We start from the raw sequence: 17,109 nt of genomic DNA on the forward strand, positions 1-17,109 counted from the left end.
ATCCACACGTTTCTCGTCTTCATACGCCATCACTCACTTCATGTGTGCTAATAATCCGGTACGCCCGGTGAACGATTAGAGGAACAATGATGCTAAGCAGGGGTACAGCAAAAGCAATCAGAATAACAGCCAGCTGGTAAGGTCCATCCACCTCAATCGGTCGGTCAAACCAGATATTGCTTCCGAATCGCAACGCTGCCTGCGTCCCCCACAGCGCAAGCATGACACCTGCCCACAGCCACCACACTCTGCGTTGCCACTGCTTCAACAGCGGCATACGGATGCGCATTGTTTTTTGCCCCAGAGAAGATTCGTTTTCTCCGTTTCCCCTATTACTGATTAAATAAAATACATAACCTGCCCCCACGACCAAGCTTACGATCAGGAGTAAATTGTTCAGTACCGTGCCTTCAAGCATCACTCGCATAGGGATGGTAACAATCCAGGCCACAAGACTGTAAATCAGGGCAGATTGCCATAATGTAGTCCAGTACGGAACACGTTCTACACTTAGATAATCCCCCATCACCTGCTCCACACTCGTGATATGCTGAATCGCTGTCTGAAACGCTTGCTCCTCACTCATTCCCTCTGATAGATAATCTTCTATCCGTGCCTTCAGGTTGCCGCGAATTTCTTCCTTCAGTTCCCGATGCTCCGGCGTATTCCGGTTGCCCGCAAACAAGCTGTGCAGATGCTGATCAATCCGTTTTTCAAGTCTCATCCTTGCTCCTCTCCTTGTTCACCCGACGCAATCATGCAATCGATTAATGTTTTGGCCGCATGCCAGGCCTGTACCTGCATCTGATAAGCTTCACGCCCCACTTTCGTAATCCGGTAATATTTCCGTCTGCCGCCCTGTGTCTCTTCTCCCCAGTATGACTGCACGTACTCTCCCTTCTCCAGTCGTTTCAAGCTGGAATAGAGGGTAGGTTCCTTGAGTTCAAACTGCTTTCCGCTTTTTCGGTAAATTTCCTTAATAATTCCGTATCCGTAGTTATCCGCTGGAATCAGCACGCTCAATATGATCGGATCAATATTGCCTCGAATCAGATCACTGTTGATCAATTGTATATCCATCTGTGGGTTTCACCGACTTTCCTTCTTACCTTCATTTATATGTATAGCATAAGACATATTACTATGTCTGTAAAGGTAATATGTCTTATGCTGTACAAAAAAAAAGACGAAGCAGCACCATTGCTGTTTCGTCCCTTGTCATTATCTAAGTAAATTTCACCTTTATGATCATCATTTTGGCTCGCGGTCTGATTCCTGTTGTAAACTATTGCTGAACCTTCTCGCGATCCTTGCCTTTGTCCGATTCCCCCGCGTTTTTGTTCGCAGCGTCCCTGTCCTGCTGCATCTCTTCAACGGTTTTGACCTTCAGACGTGCAGCTCCTTTGGTGGTCTTGGTTGGAATAAGATCGCCTGCCGCAAGTCTCGCCTCAGCAGCCGTAATGGCTTCACCGTATTGCGGCAGCCACTGTGCCTGCGCAACCAGCATCTCATCGACCATCTGCCAGATTTCCTTCGGATTGCAGACCGCACCGACCAGCGGGTCCATCATAAACGCCTGCCGCAGCAGCTTGTCGTCTCCATGCACTGCCGCTTCAACTGCAAGGCGCTGTACCGAAATGCTCACATTACACACCGCTGCCGATCCGAGCGGCAGATCACCCACATGCGGCATCGAGATGCCATTGCGGTCCACATAACCCGGCGCTTCAATAATGGCATCATCCGGCAGGTTGGAGATTACGCCATTGTTTACTGTATTGAAATGACCGCGGTACACACGCCCTGTCTCCAGCCCTTCAATAATGTACGAGCCATGTTCTTCACCACGTTTTTCCGCTATATATTGCATCGGCTCATCCTTCAGCCAGTTTGGAAAATCGGTCTCAAACCAGTTGCGCCCCTCCGTACAAACTCGCAAATAGCCGCCTGTCTCCCCGTTAATCCAGCTCCCGAGATCAATCCAGTCGTTGATTTCCTCCGGGCGTTTCCGGTACCATGGCACGTATTCGCTCAGATGTCCGTTGGATTCCGTACTGTAATAACCGAAGCGGCGCAGCATGTCGATCCGAACTTTCTCCGTGCGACTGTACTCCGGGTGCTTCTCAAACGCTTCGAGCAAGTCGCCGGTAAGGTCCCTGCCTTTATGCGACGCCTGAATATACCATGTTTGATGATTGATGCCTGCACATACGATATCGACTTCACTTTTTTTCAACCCGTATACTTCTGCAATCTGATGATGACCATGCTGTACCCCGTGACAGAGCCCGATCGTCCGCACACCGCCGTATGTATTGCAGGCCCATGTCAGCATCGCCATCGGATTAGAATAGTTCAGGAGTAATACATCTGGCGCACTCTGCTCACGAATGTCTTTGCAGATGTCCAGCATCTCTGCGATTCCGCGCTGTCCATACATAATGCCGCCTGCACACAGCGTATCACCCACACACTGATCCACACCGTATTTCAACGGAATATCTACATCGGTTGCAAAAGCCTCCAGTCCACCCACACGAATCGTACATAATACATACTTCGCATCTTTGAGTGCTTCTCTCCGATCCGTGGACCGCTGAATCTGAATGTTCAGTCCATTCTCCCGAATGTCACGCTGACACAGTTCCGTTACCATGTCCAGATTATGCTGATTAATATCGCAGAAGGCGATCTCGATGTTATTAAACTCCGGTACAGTGAGTAAATCCCGCAGCAGCCCCCGGGTAAATCCAATACTGCCCGCTCCAATAAATGCTACTTTAAACGACATGCACATGTCCTCCCGTAATCCGAACCTTCCGGCATCGGTTAATGACTTGCTTCATGGGTTCATTGTAGCAATGGAGGGTTAGATAGCGTTATCAAAATCATGACCTGTTCACAAGCAAGGTGTCAAAAATCCTAACTTGCATATTGTGCCCCGGCACGGCTGCGGGAAACCTCCTTTATAGCTGGCTATAGCTGATTAGTTGAATCCCTTGCTGTCTCACATATTCCCGCAGTGCCGGATTCATTAATAAAGCGAGATCGTGCTCACGCTCATCTGCGAGTGATGAGATACTGCGCAGTTCCCCATCCGCATATCCTGGATGTCCAGCAATTTCAACGATACATTCGGTATCTTTATACTGCTCCAACACACTACGAAACCAGCATTCCTGAAGAGAAGGCATAGCCGGATCAACACATAATATATCTGTGGACCGAACACCTGCATCCACAAGCCTTCCCTCCAGCTCGGGAGACAAGATATCATCTCTTCTCATGGGAACGTTATACTCCCGAGCCAGTTCTATGACCAAATCATGCATTTGCGCATCCTTCACACTCACCCCATGATGGGTATCCAGATGGTTCAACGTTAACCCGGAAGCCAGAAACTTCTCAATCTGTGCCTTCAGCTCCGCCCGGACTTCTCCAGGATTATAGGACGTAGGGATAAGTCCAGGTTTTCGATAGAAACGACCCGACTCATCGACGATACTCTGAACAGCCGAAGCTTGCAGCACAGGGGTCATGAACGTCAGGTTCAAATGCACTCCCATAGCCGTGATGCCCGCTTCAAGGGCCATGGCACTGCTCTGCTCAAAATGTACCGAATTCACCAGTGCTGAGGTATCTGTAATCAGACCTTGTTTCATGCCTAGGATGATACCTTCGCTGACTCTCATGGTGATCCCATAATCGTCTGCATTAACAATCAGCTTCATCTTGCTCCTCCCCCTTCTCTGTTTCACTTATGATCGAACAGATAACAGTCCCTCTTTTACAGCAACCTTGCCTTGTGACAGCAACGGCGTAATTACACGGAATTGATCGGAGTTTGTCACCACAATCGGAGTAGTCAGTTTAAAGCCTTCCTTCTGGATACGATCCATATCAAACTCAATCAGCACCTCGCCTACTCGGACCCGGTCACCTTGCTGAACCTTTTGTGTAAAATACTGCCCCTTTAATCTCACCGTATCTATGCCGATATGCATGAGAATTTCTACTCCTTCATCCGAAGTGACTGCGATGGCATGTGCACTTTTCATCGTTACCGAAACGAGGCCATCTACTGGGGATACCAATTGTCCTTTAGAGGGAATGATCGCTGCACCTCTGCCCATCGACTCTGAGGAGAACACCACATCCTCCACTTCATGAAGTGGAATAACCGTACCTTCGAGTGGACTTGTAATCATGCATTCCATCATGCCGCTCGTATCCATGCCCGCTGCGCCTCGTTCCATTTTTTCCGTAGATGATCCAGGAATCGCTTGCTGGTTATTTTCACTTTCACTTTGCTTATTCTGTTTTTTTTGTAGCTCAGTACCTTCAGCACCCTGATCGGTTTTCTTACTCTCATAACCAAACAGCACAACACATAGGGCTCCGCCTGCAATGGCAGTCAATATGCCAATAATGTAGAACAGCATCGGACTCTGTGCCGGCAGTGTGAACACATTAATGAAGAAATTGAACACAATCAGCTTTACACCGAGATACCCCATCAAACCACCACCGATAGCTCCAGCTACTACTAAATAGATGAGTGTTTTACGGTAACGCAGAATAATACCATACAGAATAGGCTCAGTAACACCCGACAAAATTGCCGACAGGAAGGCAGAACCACTTAAAGCCTTGAGGTCCTTATCCTTTGTTTTCAGGAATACGCCTAGACCAATACCCATAGAAGCCGCTACCGATGTCGCCGCAAGCGGTACGATGAGATCCCCCCCGGCGCTCAGATTCCCCATAATGATAGGCACCGTCGCCCAGTGTAATCCAAGCAATACAAGAAAGGACCACGTTCCCCCCAGAATAATCCCGGCGATAACAGAGTTGCTGTTAATCAGGAAATTAACGATATCACCGATCCACTGGCCTACATACTGTCCGAATGGACCAATCAACATAGCCGTGAGGGGTACCATAATGATAAGGGAAAAGAACGGTACCGCGAACAATTGTACATTTTTATGCATGATTTTTTTCAGGAACCTCTCCAGAACCGCATAGATGCTAACTGCGATGAACATCGGAAAGACCGACGAAGCGTAGTTCATTAACGATACGGGAATCCCTAGAAAATGAGTTGTACTGCCTGCTGCTGTCAATGCCGTAAAATTCGGTTCCATTAATGCGGCTCCAATCGCTGCCGCCATATAAGAATTCACATTCAGGACTTTAGCAATCGTAATGCCAAGCAGGATCGGCAGGAAATAAAAGATGGAGTTTCCTGCCGCAGCCAATATCGCATATGTTCCACTGTCCACAGCAATCCAGCCCGCTTGCTCAAGCACAATTAATAAGGCCTTCACCAGACCAGCCCCGGCAAATACCGGGATTAATGGCGTCAGACTGCCTGATATCAAGCCGAAGATGGCCGCACGAATACCCTTCTTTTCTTTCACATCGCCTTCACTGGATGCTGTTCCATCGAATTCACCCTCTGCAACGATATGTTTGTATACCTCAGAGACATCATTGCCTACAACGACCTGAAATTGGCCGCCGCTTTCAACGACCTTCAGAATACCCGCCGTGTTTTCCAACGTTTTTGCGTCGGCCTTTCGGTTATCGTTCAAGACAAATCTTAAACGGGTAGCGCAGTGAGTCAGTGATTGAATGTTGTTTCTTCCCCCGACGTGGTCTACAATGTTTTGAGCCAATTTTTGATGATTCATGTTGTTCCCCCCATACTTTTGTTATATCTACTACAATTCACGTCTTGCTTCATCATCCGCTACGATATCAGCAACGATGACAAAATAAAAACCTGAACTGAAGCTCGTCTACTGACCTTAGTCAATATACAAGCCTCAATTCAGGTTTCGCCTGCCGAACAGTCACAATCCCTTTATATACAATTTGTACGAAAACCGTTCATTCTTCTGCAAGATCATGCTCACGATTGGTAACCCGATGAATATGGATCATGAAATACACCATTTCTTCATTCGTTGTTTTCTTCTCGTAGTTAATCTCCAGGTAGTTTCTAATCTTTCTGGCACATGCATATGATTCGGGGTACTTGTCCTTCACATGATCATATAAAGAATCTCTTTCTTCCGGCATCAACTCATCATGCAAAATTCTGTACGCAAAATATCGCAAGTGTGTGAGGAAACGACTGTAATTGATCGAGCTTTCGTCCAGCTTGATTCCGAAGTGATATTTCACGATGTTTGCCAGATCGTTAACGATCTTTGTCATCTGATAGGTTTGTTTCATATCCTGCCCACGCTGCTGTGCATTGACAAAATGAAGGGCAATGGAACCCGCTTCATCTTCAGGTAGCTTGATACCTGTTTTCTCTTCAATGATGTACAACGCATGCTGCGCAACCTCGTATTCGGCGGCATAGAATTTTTTGATCTCCCATAACAAAGCATTCTTTACAATGATGCCTTCAGGTAACCTTCTTAGTGCGAAGCTGATATGATCCGTTAGAGTGATGTAGATGTTGTCACTGAATTTAAGAGCAAGCTGTTGTTCGGCATATTCAATAATTTCATTCGACAACTCCAGATGTTCGGTGGGAATCTCACCAATCAGACCGATCAATTTGTCAGACGTCGCTTTTTCAACGACAAACTTTTTCTCCACTTGCGAAAAATCAATAACATCACGGTTATGTTTGTTGTATCCGATCCCTTTTCCCATGACAATCATTTCATTCCCATCATCGTCCGTCAATAAAATGACGTTATTGTTAAAGATTTTCCTGATCTTCATTTGCATCACCCCCATCTCATCCCATTAATGCTCCATAAAAAAAACCTAAATTGAAGCAGCAACATGCACAACTCATGTCTACTACGAACAATTTAGGTATCGCCTGCCGAACAGTCACAATCCTCAATATATGATATTAAACACTAACCTATTGTCAACGCTGTTGCTTTGAACAAAGGATATCATGAATACCCTTTCAATTCAACATTTAGTTTCTGCCCGCCCGGCAATCTTGCTCCTTACCCGGATTCATCCGGGTAATTCCACTGAGTACGCTCCATAGAAGTCCGATATTGAACAGGTGTGCTCCCTGTATATTTTTTGAAAAGCATGTGAAAATACTGCCGACTTCCTATGCCAACGTAGTCCGAAATTTCGGAGATCGGGATATTCGTCTGCTGCAGCAGCATCTTGGCTTTCTCCATCCGCAGCATCGTCAAATACTCCGTAGGGGTCTGGCGGATAGAGTTACGGAAAATGCGATGCAAATATCCCGGATGCAGATTAACCGCCGCTGCCATGTCCTTCACCTGGATGCTGCGATCCATATTGTGATGCATGAATTCAATTGTGCGTTTCACATATAGCTCTGTGTGATCCGTTGCACTGCGTTCCATCTCCCCTCGCAGTCTAGCGATCCGAACGAGCAGTTGCATAAATAACGAGCGAACCAGCGTGCCCTGCTCCAAGGAGGTGAGGTTCCGTGCTTCACGATGAATTGTGCGCTCTTGGGTGGGAATAACGCCCATTCGAATTGCAGCACTCCCGGAAGCCTCCCGACCTTGAGCTGTCCCTTGTCGCTGCCTGTGCTCCGTACGCTCCTGTCTTTGCTCCACCAGACCGCGCTGGTCCAGCTCCAGCACCAGACTTTTCATCGTGTGGTACACCTCCTCCGGGTCAGGCAATACAAGATAAGGGACGTTACAGGTAAGGAAGGTGTAGAGTTCATCCTCTTCAAGCGCGAGCTGCCGGATGGAGGGATGTCCGGGGGACAGACGCACGAAGCCAAATTCCACATTCAGCATCCGGCACGGCACGCCGTCCTGCACCAAAAGCCGATGAGGGACGCCTGCATCCAGCAGAATGAATTGTCCTTTTTTCAACACAGCCTGCTCCGAGCTTCCATCCGTCATCATCACATCCACTCGGCACACGCCTGACATGATGTACATAATCTCCGTGGAATCGTGGGTGTGATAGGACATCTGGTAATTCTCCCACTGCTTGTAATAATACGCGAAAAATCGTGGTCCCCAGTCCTCTGTTCTCAGCTGTTCCTGAAAAAGACTGCCCGCTTGGCAGCGAGCCGGATGCATCCCCATCCTGTACACCTCCCTGTATCTGCTGTATGAAGTACAGCAGCCGTTATGCTGGAATACACCTCAACAAAAAGAGACTGATGTTATACTTCAACGATGCGATGCTGCTCTCCATTCATTACAATGACCTGCGCATTCGTGATCGGGACAAGCGACAGCGTGGACTCATATTCTGCAATGACTTGTGCCGCCGATTCAACAAACGGGAAGCAGCCTACATGTGGCACAGGATAAAAATCAACCGCATTCAGCCCGCGGTAATCGGACAGGTCTGGTGCTGCAGCACAGTCATCCATTGCCTTCACATACGCAATATCTGGAGCAAGGATGATGGAACCAGCCGACTCCCCGATATAGATTTTCCCCGCTTGAATATGGGCCCGGATTAACGACTCTGCCCCGCTTCGACGAAGCTCCTGTAACAGGAAAAAGGTGTTGCCGCCCGACACATAGATCAGATCGCTCTGCTCTAGCTTGTTCGTCACTTCTTCCGGTGCTGCAGTGGATACTTCCAGATCCTCTACGATAAGCCCCCACTGCTCCAAAGCTTGTCTGCCCGCATGTACATAAGCATCATAGGACTCCGTAACAGAAGCTGTAGGGATGAAAGTGACTCTTCTGCCTGCTAAGTCCTCCCCCAGTGTATGTAACAAACTTGCTGTCTCTTCGAACGAAGCGGATAAAAATAATTTTTTCATCTTCATAGACCTCCGTGCTTTTTGATTTATGATATGCTTTCATTATATACCTTTGAATGCAGGATGCGATGACGTATTATCACAGCTCTAAGGAAGTGGAACTAAAACATTCACATTCTCCACTTTGTTGACAGATTAATCTGACATTTTAAAATTCAACCTGAAGGAGATTTCACGGATGAGTACAACCTTTTATCTGGTCAGACACGGTATCAAAAAAAGTGATATGGGTGATGTGGCGCTAACCACCGAAGGCAGCCAGCAAGCCCAGCTAACCGCCAGGCATTTTGCAAACGCTCCATATGCCATCCACCGCATCGTGGCAAGTCCGCTCCGGCGAGCACAAGAAACGGCCCAAGCCATCGCCTCCCTTACCCAAGCCGCTGTAACAAAAGATGCACGGTTACGTGAGCGTGCGAATTGGGGCGATGATCCTGAGCAAACCTTTGAACAGTTCGTAGCCTTGTGGGATCAATGCACAGCAGACCCGGAATTCATGCCGCATGTCGGCGATTCCGCCAAGCAGGCAGGCATGCGCCTCGCCTCGCTTCTGGACGAACTAGCCGCTCAGGAGCCCGCGGGCAGTCACATCGTACTGGCTACGCACGGCGGTCTGATTACCGATTTTCTGGTGCAAACGTTCTCCGAGCAGGAGCTGAATGGCTGGCATCCGAATTTTCTGGCTGTGCAGAAACGTCTGGTCCCCGAGTGCTCGATTACGAAGCTGATTTACCGGGATGGTCAATATACGCTGGAGTCCTTTGCTTCAGCAGACCACTTAACCCAGAACGTCGAAGGATAGTTGAGGCGTTGGGGAACAAAAAAGCTCTGGAATATTCCTGTCTCATCGTACACAGTCATATCCAGAGCTATATTTGTTTATTTGGGCATTCGGTCAAACATACATCCTGAGCCTATTTATCCCCCTTACCTTTCCCCGGAGCGTAGTCGTTTGGCAGGGTCACTTTCGACCAGTCGATATCCGATGCCATATAGAAGGACGGGTAGGAAGGCTGGTTGTACCCGCTGTTCTGTCCGGCAATGCCTACACGATACATCGCATCATGCATTAATGTGTACAGCTTGCGGTCTGTCTTCTCGGTGCTCAGATAGATACGGATGGCTGAGCTGTCTGCTGTGCGCACCAGCATCTCTTCACGCCAATCTCCAAATACATCTGCAACTAACGAAGGTGTACCTTTCGTATGGTTATTCGTCAACGTTCCGGCTGCGGTCAGCAATGTACCTCGTTTCCAGTCCTTAATCGCAGGTGTGACATCAATGGCCCCGTCTACGATCTGGGTAGTCATATCGGCGGCCCAGCGAATGCTCATGTTGGTTCCGGGCGCCTGATCACTTATTTTTTCACCCTGTGCCGTCCATAAACCAACCGCCCACGTCTCCAGCCCGCGCCGGGTTGGATCGACATCCCCGACCATGCCACGTCCAGTGTCCTTGCCCGTATACCCACCGTAGATAACCTCGCCGGTCTTCGCATCACGCAGAGAGTATCCATAAGGCGCCCACGGTCCACCCTCATGCACCATAAAAATCTCCAGCCCCGGACGATCCGGGTCAATATCCGCAACATGCAATGCATCCCCGTGCCCCAAACGAGTAATCGTTCCCGGTGCAGCACTCTGAGGCGGCATCACATCGGTGGAGCTGTACAATACGCTGCCGTCATGGTCAATCGTGACCGAGCCGTAGATAATCTCGTGCTTGCCGTCACCATCCACATCGGCCACACTGAAATAATGTGCTCCCTGTGTTGTTATTGAACCATACTGCGGATCTGTGCCATCTACACCGTGCGGCCCGTCATTAAACGGATTTTTCATTGGCGTCCAGCCGCTGTCCACCATCCACTCCTTCTTCAGCTTTTTGCCATTCCAGTTGTAGGCCACCAGCGTAGAGCGAGTGTAATATCCCCGTGCAAAAATCGCAGACGGCTGCTTGCCATCCAGATACGCCACCCCTGCAAGGAAGCGGTCTACCCGGTTTGCCGGCTCAATGCGTGCCATCGCATAGTCACCCCACATCAGGCCGTCGTCATGACGTTCCGGCTCATACGGAACGGTTTGCAGTTCTTTTCCCGATTTGCCTTCAAACACAGTGATATACTCTGGTCCATTCACTATAAAACCTTCAAACTTCCGCAGTTCATTGCGAGCGCTGCGCTGCGGCGCGTACACATCAATGAAGTAGTCGGCCAGACTCTCTGCGTCCTGCTGGGACAGAGGATAGCTATACTTTTTCTCGATACCAAATGCCTCCTCCAGCGTTACAGGCCAGTTTCCTTTGACTACCTCCTCATGCTTGTGCCAGTTTCTGAACATATCCACCACATGATCGTAGTATCCAGCAGCACTCAGGCGATAATCATCTTCGTTAGTCACCCCCGCCTTGCGATCCTCCTTCGGCAATGTGATGTATTTCTGTGAGGTGGGTTTGCCCTTTTTGTTGTACTTGATGATCTGTGTGCCCGGTGCAGTCTTGAACATCAGCTCGGCTTTGCCATCTCCATCAAAATCATACACAAGCATCTGCGTATAATGCGCACCCGCACGAATGTTAACCCCAAGGTCGATCCGGTACATCAGTTGTCCGTCCAGTGTGTAACAGTCTACATAGGTATTACCTGTGTAGCCCTTCTGTGATACATCTTTGGCATTGGAAGGGTCCCACTTCACGAAAAATTCGTACTGCCCATCTCCGTCCACATCGCCAACGCTCATGTCATTGGCCGAATATGTGTAGGTTTCACCCGCAGGTGTTACACCATCAGCCGGCTTCTGCAAAGGAATATCCATATACCCGTTCGCCCAAGGTGTGACGGATGTGCTGCGTTTACTTTCTTTACCTTTGCTGTTTACCGCCGCAACTTCATAACGAGAAGCGGTTGTGCCTGCGCTGTCCACATAGTTCGTGCTGTCTGTAACCGTAGCAATCTTCCTGCCATCCCGATAAACGTTGAAATCCGTGCCCGTAAGTCCCTTGTCGCTGTAGCCCGTCGCCTCATCTCCAAGTAACCTCCAGCTTAGAAAAACGCCCTCGGACGTCGATGCCGCAACCAGCCCTCGATCCAGCTTCTCCAGTTGGATGCCTGTCACCTGACCGCCTCCTTTGTCCTTGGCGTTGATCAAGGCTTCCATAGCTTCACTTCCCTGGAGCTGTGATGCCTGCGCTCCGATGTTCTGAGCCGTCCCTCCGAGAACAAGGGCCACGGCAAGTGCAGACGAGAGCACTTTAGCAGCTAGCGGCAGACAGGGACGTTTCCTGCTCTGGCTTGGAGTATTGTTATGATTGACGTTATGAGTGATGTTGTATGTGATTCTGTTGTGGTTGACCTTGCCTCCCCCATTAATGATGCCACCGTTATTGCTATTGCTGACCGTCCTGCTATTCGTGTCCTCGTAGCTTTCCCCGACTCTCAATACAGAGGTTTGCTTCTGCCCTGCGCGTGTTATTGATTTCATTAATTTCAAGTTCATCAACCTTAACTCTCCCTCGGATGGAATGGATATTGATGCTGTATGTTAGTGTTCAAAAGTGTATTATGATTGCGCTTACATTTATCTCTTTTACAAAATAAGTTCATTTCCGACGCCTGCGTAACGATTGCTTGATCCCATCCCCCTTCCGTTCTCCAAGCCTTGACGTAGAGTAACCGCCCATCGGGTACTATTATAGACATCATAGCGGCCCGACCATAGGCAAATATCCGTCCAAAACGATCAATATTCAGTGTAATATCGGGAATACGCTCCGCTTGGCACACATGTTACGTATGACCACGATTGTTACGGATCACCATACTTGTTGCGGACTACTCAATATGTAGGGGGATCACTCCACACTCAGCGTCCTGGTCGCAAAAAATCTAACGATCCACAGTGACCTTGTTTCACAGCAAGTCAGCGGATAATGAGAAACATGACCCACATCGACGACAATGACGTCTCCACGGATCGTTAGAATGTAAACCTGCCTCATTTTTGCCAAATAAGGCCCACCGAGATCGTTACACAAAAAAAACAGAGCTGCCCCCGGTCATATCGTGACCAGAACACAGCTCTGTTTACACATCACATCATAATGTTATGGCTCAATGCCCCATACAAGATTGCCACCTTGATAGAGCGTAACTTTGTCCCAATCCTGATAGGAGGTTTTGGTAGGATCATAGGAATAGTCATTGCTCTCGTCAAAGTTGGACCAGTCTGTTTTGTAGATACGAAGCTGGATGTCGCCGGACTGTCCGCCAGCAGCAATGCTGCCAGCGCCGGAAGTAAAGCTCAGCTCCACATACCCGTCTCCAAAGGTACGTACGATATTAGACCCGCCAACCACTGCCCAGTCAATGGAAGAATCAAGTGCCGCTGTGCCTTCTTTGGAGAAATAATAACGGATTGTCAGATCACTGAGATTAACTGCGGTATTGCCCATGTTTTTGATGTTGAAGAAAGGCTTGATCTGGTTATCCAGTGCATTGGTGTCTCCTGCACGATATTGCAGTACCAAGTCACTTGTCGGTACAACGACACCCGCAGGCGTTGCAGATACCGCGGTGGAGTTGGCACTTTGTCCAGCTGCGTTCACCGCACTCACCACATAATAATACGTCGTACCATTGGTCAGGGAAGTGTTGGTGTATGACGTTGCCGTCACATTCGAAGCAATCGTCGTAAATGGACCCGCTGCGCTCAGCGCACGCTTCACATTATAACTGGTCGCACCCGCCGAAGCCGTCCACGACAGGCTTACCTGTGCATTGCCAGGTGTTGCAGTTAATGCCGTGGGTGCCGCCGGAGCTGTTGCAGCTGCTGCTGGTGTTGCCATAACTGCAGACGAATTCACACTTTCACCTACTGCATTGGTAGCTGTCACAACATAATAATACGTTGTACCGTTGATCAGCCCCGTATTGGTGTAGGTTGTTCCGCTTACATTGGCTGCAACCGTCACAAACGGGCCGGTTGCGCCCAGCGCACGCTTTACACTATAACTGGTTGCACCTGCCGAAGCTGTCCAGGACAAGGTTACTTGAGCATTGCCCGCAGTAGCTGTTACAGCTGCAGGTGCTGCTGGAGCCGTGTTGCCACCTGGAGGGTTACCCCCACTATTGCTCTCGGACAGAACCGGGAAGGAGTTCTTCACCAGCTGTACAAACTGATCATGGAACCAGTGGCCGGATACCGGTGCATTAGGCAATGCACCTGTCAGCACGCCATCCTTCGTTGTATACGTTGGATCACACATCCGGTCGAAGCCTTTACCCTCATTATTCGGAATCTCGGAGCTGGAGCCATCCGATTCACCCGGAGGTTTCACCCATACATACGCATCCAGATGCGCAGGTCCTGGAGCAGCCTTAGGTGCTTCCCCAATACCGGCCCCACTTGCGTTACACCAGTTGCCCCGGTGCTCCCGGCGATCGACACGACCGGAGTTCACATAATCGTTGATGTTGTTGCCCGTAGCTGTAGCCGGACGATTCACCCCGCCCCATCCGTTACGGCTGGTATCAATCAGGAAACCTGTGCTCGCAGGCCATCCGGCCTGTACAAAATCGGCGTACAGCTTAGCCGTAAAATCAGTTTCGTCAAAGTACGGATTCCATTCATAGAACTTGGCCGAACGAATCGGCTGTCCGCCAATATTCAGATCCGGGTTGGACAGGTTCGGCTCAGACAACGGGGTTGTATTGGCCGTATTCGTAATGAAGCCGTCTGCACTGCTCAATCCACCCAGCGTTCCGCCTACAACGTCGGTATACAGTTCAACCGCACCTGAGCGGTTGTTATCCCATCCGAGCCAGCCGGAGTGACCGATATCGAGGTAGTTGTATACATTCGGAATCGCGTGCAGCTTGTCCAGCGCATATTTGACTCCAGCTTCATAGATGCCTGTTGAAGCCGCTTGACCACAAGCTGGTGTACTAAGGTTCGTTACCAGATTCGGCAGACTGTCCGGTTCAATAATGGCAATGATCCGAATGTCCTGATATTTCGGATTGGCAAAAATATCGGCAATAACGTCAATGTAATCCGTTTTGTACGTCTGTAATGCGGCCTGTGTTAGAGGAAGCTCCCCGTTAGATGCGAGGGCATGACAATCCCGGCCCGGCAAATTATAAATAACAAAGGAGGCCGTAATCGGTACGCCTGGCTTCTTCTGGGCAAGCACAGCATCCAGATGCTCCTCCACACTCTTACGACCAGCGTTCTCGGCCCCGCCATAGATCGCAGCCATACGGTCAATCCATACCGCTGTTGGATAGGATTTTACCGTCGCCATCTGAGCTTTCAGCTTGGCATCGCTAGTGAGGGCAATGGAAGTATCCACAAGCGAAGCATAATCCTGATTGATATATGCTGTTGCACCGACAAAAGGATTATCTACATGTGCCTCAGCCGCATTTGTCACGCCCGGCGACATGGCCGGGAAGATTCCAGCCGCAAGCAGCGCAGCGGCCATCATCTGTTTTACACCTTTACGCAGCATCTTCTTGCCTTTCGATTTTGTTTTCAATGTTGTCTTCATAGTTCCACCTTTCCCTTGAATAAGATTGAATTGGACTCATGTCCGCTGTTCCTCTGTGTGTAAGCAGAATGCATGGCACAAAGAGCTTTAACATCTGGGTGTCTCGTTCACCTCCGTACAAAATAAAGGGTAAAAGCCAAAGCAAACAAACCGTCAATGGTATTCAGTAGAATTGCTGTGTGAGTGTGTGGGGGTCAAAACATGAGAGTATGAAGCCGTGTAAGAAGCCGTAAGAGTAAATCACGGTGGGTGTGGGTGTAGCTGGCCGTATTCTAAGGAGTTAGAGTTGAAGGGTCAAACCTGGTGGAGCAAGGACTTGTGCAGCTGTTACCGTAAGCGCTTACCAAGATTGCATTAAACAAGATCACCTCACGGTGATTCGACTAGCTTGTTCACCTCCTTTATAGTGTGATTATACGACATGTAAATATTACCTGTAAATTGAATTATATAAAATTAATTATATTTTTTTCCACATTTGAAGCAGGATTTTGACAATACCTGTCATAACAGAGAAAGGTCCACTGCGGCTGCAAACCGCAATGAACCTTATATCACGCAATGGAAATCGCGAAATGTAGATAGCCTAGGCTCCCCCTTTTCAGATAAAACCTTCGCATGTCCTCTTCTTACTCTATGCCACCTTGCGCTTTCGCTTGCGGAACTTGATCTATGGAATAACCACGACATCGCCCGGCTTCAAGCCGCTTACAATCTCTGTCTTGTCCCCTGACTCCATCCCTGTCTTAACGTTTACTTGCTCGGTCTGCCCATTCCCTTTATCCAGCAGCACATAAGGCTCCGGTTGATCACGCATAATGGCCAGGCTGGACACTGCCGTTACCTTGTCCTTGCGCATCGTTTCAATATCTCCTTCCAGACTGACACCGCCATACATGCGGGCATCCGGCTTCAGATCAATGACGACATCAAATTGTGAAGCCTGCTTGAGATCGGTATCCGAGCTTTTGCGGGCGAATTTGGACACCTTGCTCACCGTTCCCTTAAATTTCAGCTCCTTCTGAGCACTCATCCGTACCTGCACGGGCATTCCTGTCTTGAGCCTGAACATCTCTTCTTCACCGACAATCGTCAGAAATTTCATTTTTCCCGTATTGGTGATGGAGCCCAGAAGCTGTCCTTCCGTAACAGCCCGTGTTTTGCTATCTCCCTCATTCATCTGAAAGACACCTGCACTTGCCGCATAGACTGTGGATTTACTCATCACATCCTGTTTCTTGCGGATTTCTTTCTCTTTCAGCACCAAGGCCTTCTTACTCAGCTCATTTGCCAAGCGTTTGCTTTCCCGATCCGCAAAAGCCTTCTTGCGCTCCTCCTCTGTCACACCGAGCGTTTCGGTCATGCCAGCCTGGTCGATGCTGATCTGATTCATCTCTACATCCAGCTTTGCTTTGTCGAGATCACTCTGCATCTGATCCAATTCAGTCTGTAATGCTGACGTATCCAGCGTGAACAGAATATCTCCTTTTTTTACCTGATCCCCGTTCTTGACATGCCATTGTTTAATGCTTGAAGTGTAAGGAGCGAACACATCCATCTGCTCGGTATACACCGATTTGCCCTTAACCAGTATGGTTTGTGTCATCGTCTCCTGCGTTACATCAAATGTAATTGGAGGTGGGATCTCAATGGGTGCCTCAGGCTGGGGTTTGTACTTCTCGTACGCCCAGTATCCCGCACCCGCCATAAGTACAATCGTAATGATGCTGCTGATCCATTTCTTCATGCTCTATATTCCCTTTCACTGATAAGTTTGACTCTGAAAAAAACCATAGACT

12 protein-coding genes are annotated in these 17,109 nt (G+C 48.9%); 1 reads left to right on the forward strand and 11 read right to left on the reverse strand.

The window, feature by feature from the left end; translation table 11 throughout:
* Positions 1–19 precede the first annotated feature (19 nt).
* The 8 genes from DFQ00_RS19950 to DFQ00_RS19985 form a co-directional block, all read right to left on the reverse strand.
* On the reverse strand, positions 20–724 hold the full coding sequence (locus tag DFQ00_RS19950; protein WP_110898247.1) for a permease prefix domain 1-containing protein: 705 nt from the start codon (positions 722–724) through the stop codon (positions 20–22).
* The gene (locus DFQ00_RS19955; protein ID WP_110898248.1) at positions 721–1,080 is read right to left on the reverse strand and encodes a PadR family transcriptional regulator; all 360 of its coding nucleotides are present in this window, start codon (positions 1,078–1,080) and stop codon (positions 721–723) included. Before DFQ00_RS19955 ends, DFQ00_RS19950 begins: the two co-directional genes overlap by 4 nt.
* A gap of 205 nt (positions 1,081–1,285) precedes the next feature.
* The gene (gene melA, locus DFQ00_RS19960) at positions 1,286–2,791 is read right to left on the reverse strand and encodes an alpha-glucosidase/alpha-galactosidase (RefSeq protein ID WP_110898249.1); all 1,506 of its coding nucleotides are present in this window, start codon (positions 2,789–2,791) and stop codon (positions 1,286–1,288) included.
* Between the two features lie 175 nt (positions 2,792–2,966).
* Positions 2,967–3,731, reverse strand: coding sequence for a ChbG/HpnK family deacetylase (locus tag DFQ00_RS19965; RefSeq protein ID WP_110898250.1), 765 nt, complete (start codon positions 3,729–3,731; stop codon positions 2,967–2,969).
* 27 nt (positions 3,732–3,758) lie between these two features.
* Positions 3,759–5,696, reverse strand: a complete 1,938-nt coding sequence (locus DFQ00_RS19970; RefSeq protein WP_110898251.1) for a beta-glucoside-specific PTS transporter subunit IIABC — start codon at positions 5,694–5,696, stop codon at positions 3,759–3,761.
* Positions 5,697–5,895: 199 nt separating this feature from the next.
* Positions 5,896–6,747: a BglG family transcription antiterminator LicT gene (gene licT, locus DFQ00_RS19975; RefSeq protein ID WP_110898252.1), complete on the reverse strand. Its 852-nt coding sequence runs from the start codon at positions 6,745–6,747 to the stop codon at positions 5,896–5,898.
* A 239-nt stretch (positions 6,748–6,986) separates the two neighbouring features.
* Positions 6,987–8,069 carry an AraC family transcriptional regulator gene (locus DFQ00_RS19980; RefSeq protein ID WP_244213932.1) on the reverse strand — a complete coding sequence of 361 codons (1,083 nt, stop codon included), beginning with the start codon at positions 8,067–8,069 and terminating at the stop codon, positions 6,987–6,989.
* Positions 8,070–8,149: 80 nt separating this feature from the next.
* Positions 8,150–8,764 carry a Type 1 glutamine amidotransferase-like domain-containing protein gene (locus DFQ00_RS19985; RefSeq protein WP_110898253.1) on the reverse strand — a complete coding sequence of 205 codons (615 nt, stop codon included), beginning with the start codon at positions 8,762–8,764 and terminating at the stop codon, positions 8,150–8,152.
* A gap of 178 nt (positions 8,765–8,942) precedes the next feature.
* Between DFQ00_RS19985 and DFQ00_RS19990 the strand changes: the two genes are divergently transcribed.
* Positions 8,943–9,566, forward strand: a complete 624-nt coding sequence (locus DFQ00_RS19990) for a histidine phosphatase family protein (protein ID WP_110898254.1) — start codon at positions 8,943–8,945, stop codon at positions 9,564–9,566.
* A gap of 112 nt (positions 9,567–9,678) precedes the next feature.
* On the opposite strand, the gene DFQ00_RS19995 is transcribed toward DFQ00_RS19990, so the two are convergent.
* From DFQ00_RS19995 to DFQ00_RS20005, 3 genes are all read right to left on the reverse strand, one after another.
* Positions 9,679–12,258, reverse strand: coding sequence for a rhamnogalacturonan lyase (locus tag DFQ00_RS19995; RefSeq protein ID WP_244213933.1), 2,580 nt, complete (start codon positions 12,256–12,258; stop codon positions 9,679–9,681).
* A 607-nt stretch (positions 12,259–12,865) separates the two neighbouring features.
* Positions 12,866–15,310, reverse strand: coding sequence for a glycoside hydrolase family 6 protein (locus tag DFQ00_RS20000; protein ID WP_110898255.1), 2,445 nt, complete (start codon positions 15,308–15,310; stop codon positions 12,866–12,868).
* A 670-nt stretch (positions 15,311–15,980) separates the two neighbouring features.
* Positions 15,981–17,057 (reverse strand): efflux RND transporter periplasmic adaptor subunit, encoded by a 1,077-nt coding sequence (locus tag DFQ00_RS20005; protein WP_110898256.1) that lies wholly within the window; start codon positions 17,055–17,057, stop codon positions 15,981–15,983.
* Between the last annotated feature and the right edge of the window lie 52 nt (positions 17,058–17,109).

This window comes from Paenibacillus barcinonensis (assembly GCF_003217495.1).
Classification (GTDB): domain Bacteria; phylum Bacillota; class Bacilli; order Paenibacillales; family Paenibacillaceae; genus Paenibacillus; species Paenibacillus barcinonensis.

What these genes read in the sequence shown, in the direction of transcription:
- DFQ00_RS19970 (WP_110898251.1), bottom strand. Translation starts at nt 5,696, where the DNA reads ATGAATCATCAAAAATTGGCTCAAAACATTGTAGACCACGTCGGGGGA.
- DFQ00_RS19985 (WP_110898253.1), bottom strand. Translation starts at nt 8,764, where the DNA reads ATGAAAAAATTATTTTTATCCGCTTCGTTCGAAGAGACAGCAAGTTTG.
- licT (WP_110898252.1), bottom strand. Translation starts at nt 6,747, where the DNA reads ATGAAGATCAGGAAAATCTTTAACAATAACGTCATTTTATTGACGGAC.
- DFQ00_RS19990 (WP_110898254.1), top strand. Translation starts at nt 8,943, where the DNA reads ATGAGTACAACCTTTTATCTGGTCAGACACGGTATCAAAAAAAGTGAT.
- DFQ00_RS19995 (WP_244213933.1), bottom strand. Translation starts at nt 12,258, where the DNA reads ATGAACTTGAAATTAATGAAATCAATAACACGCGCAGGGCAGAAGCAA.
- DFQ00_RS19965 (WP_110898250.1), bottom strand. Translation starts at nt 3,731, where the DNA reads ATGAAGCTGATTGTTAATGCAGACGATTATGGGATCACCATGAGAGTC.
- DFQ00_RS20005 (WP_110898256.1), bottom strand. Translation starts at nt 17,057, where the DNA reads ATGAAGAAATGGATCAGCAGCATCATTACGATTGTACTTATGGCGGGT.
- DFQ00_RS19955 (WP_110898248.1), bottom strand. Translation starts at nt 1,080, where the DNA reads ATGGATATACAATTGATCAACAGTGATCTGATTCGAGGCAATATTGAT.
- melA (WP_110898249.1), bottom strand. Translation starts at nt 2,791, where the DNA reads ATGTCGTTTAAAGTAGCATTTATTGGAGCGGGCAGTATTGGATTTACC.
- DFQ00_RS20000 (WP_110898255.1), bottom strand. Translation starts at nt 15,310, where the DNA reads ATGAAGACAACATTGAAAACAAAATCGAAAGGCAAGAAGATGCTGCGT.
- DFQ00_RS19980 (WP_244213932.1), bottom strand. Translation starts at nt 8,069, where the DNA reads ATGGGGATGCATCCGGCTCGCTGCCAAGCGGGCAGTCTTTTTCAGGAA.
- DFQ00_RS19950 (WP_110898247.1), bottom strand. Translation starts at nt 724, where the DNA reads ATGAGACTTGAAAAACGGATTGATCAGCATCTGCACAGCTTGTTTGCG.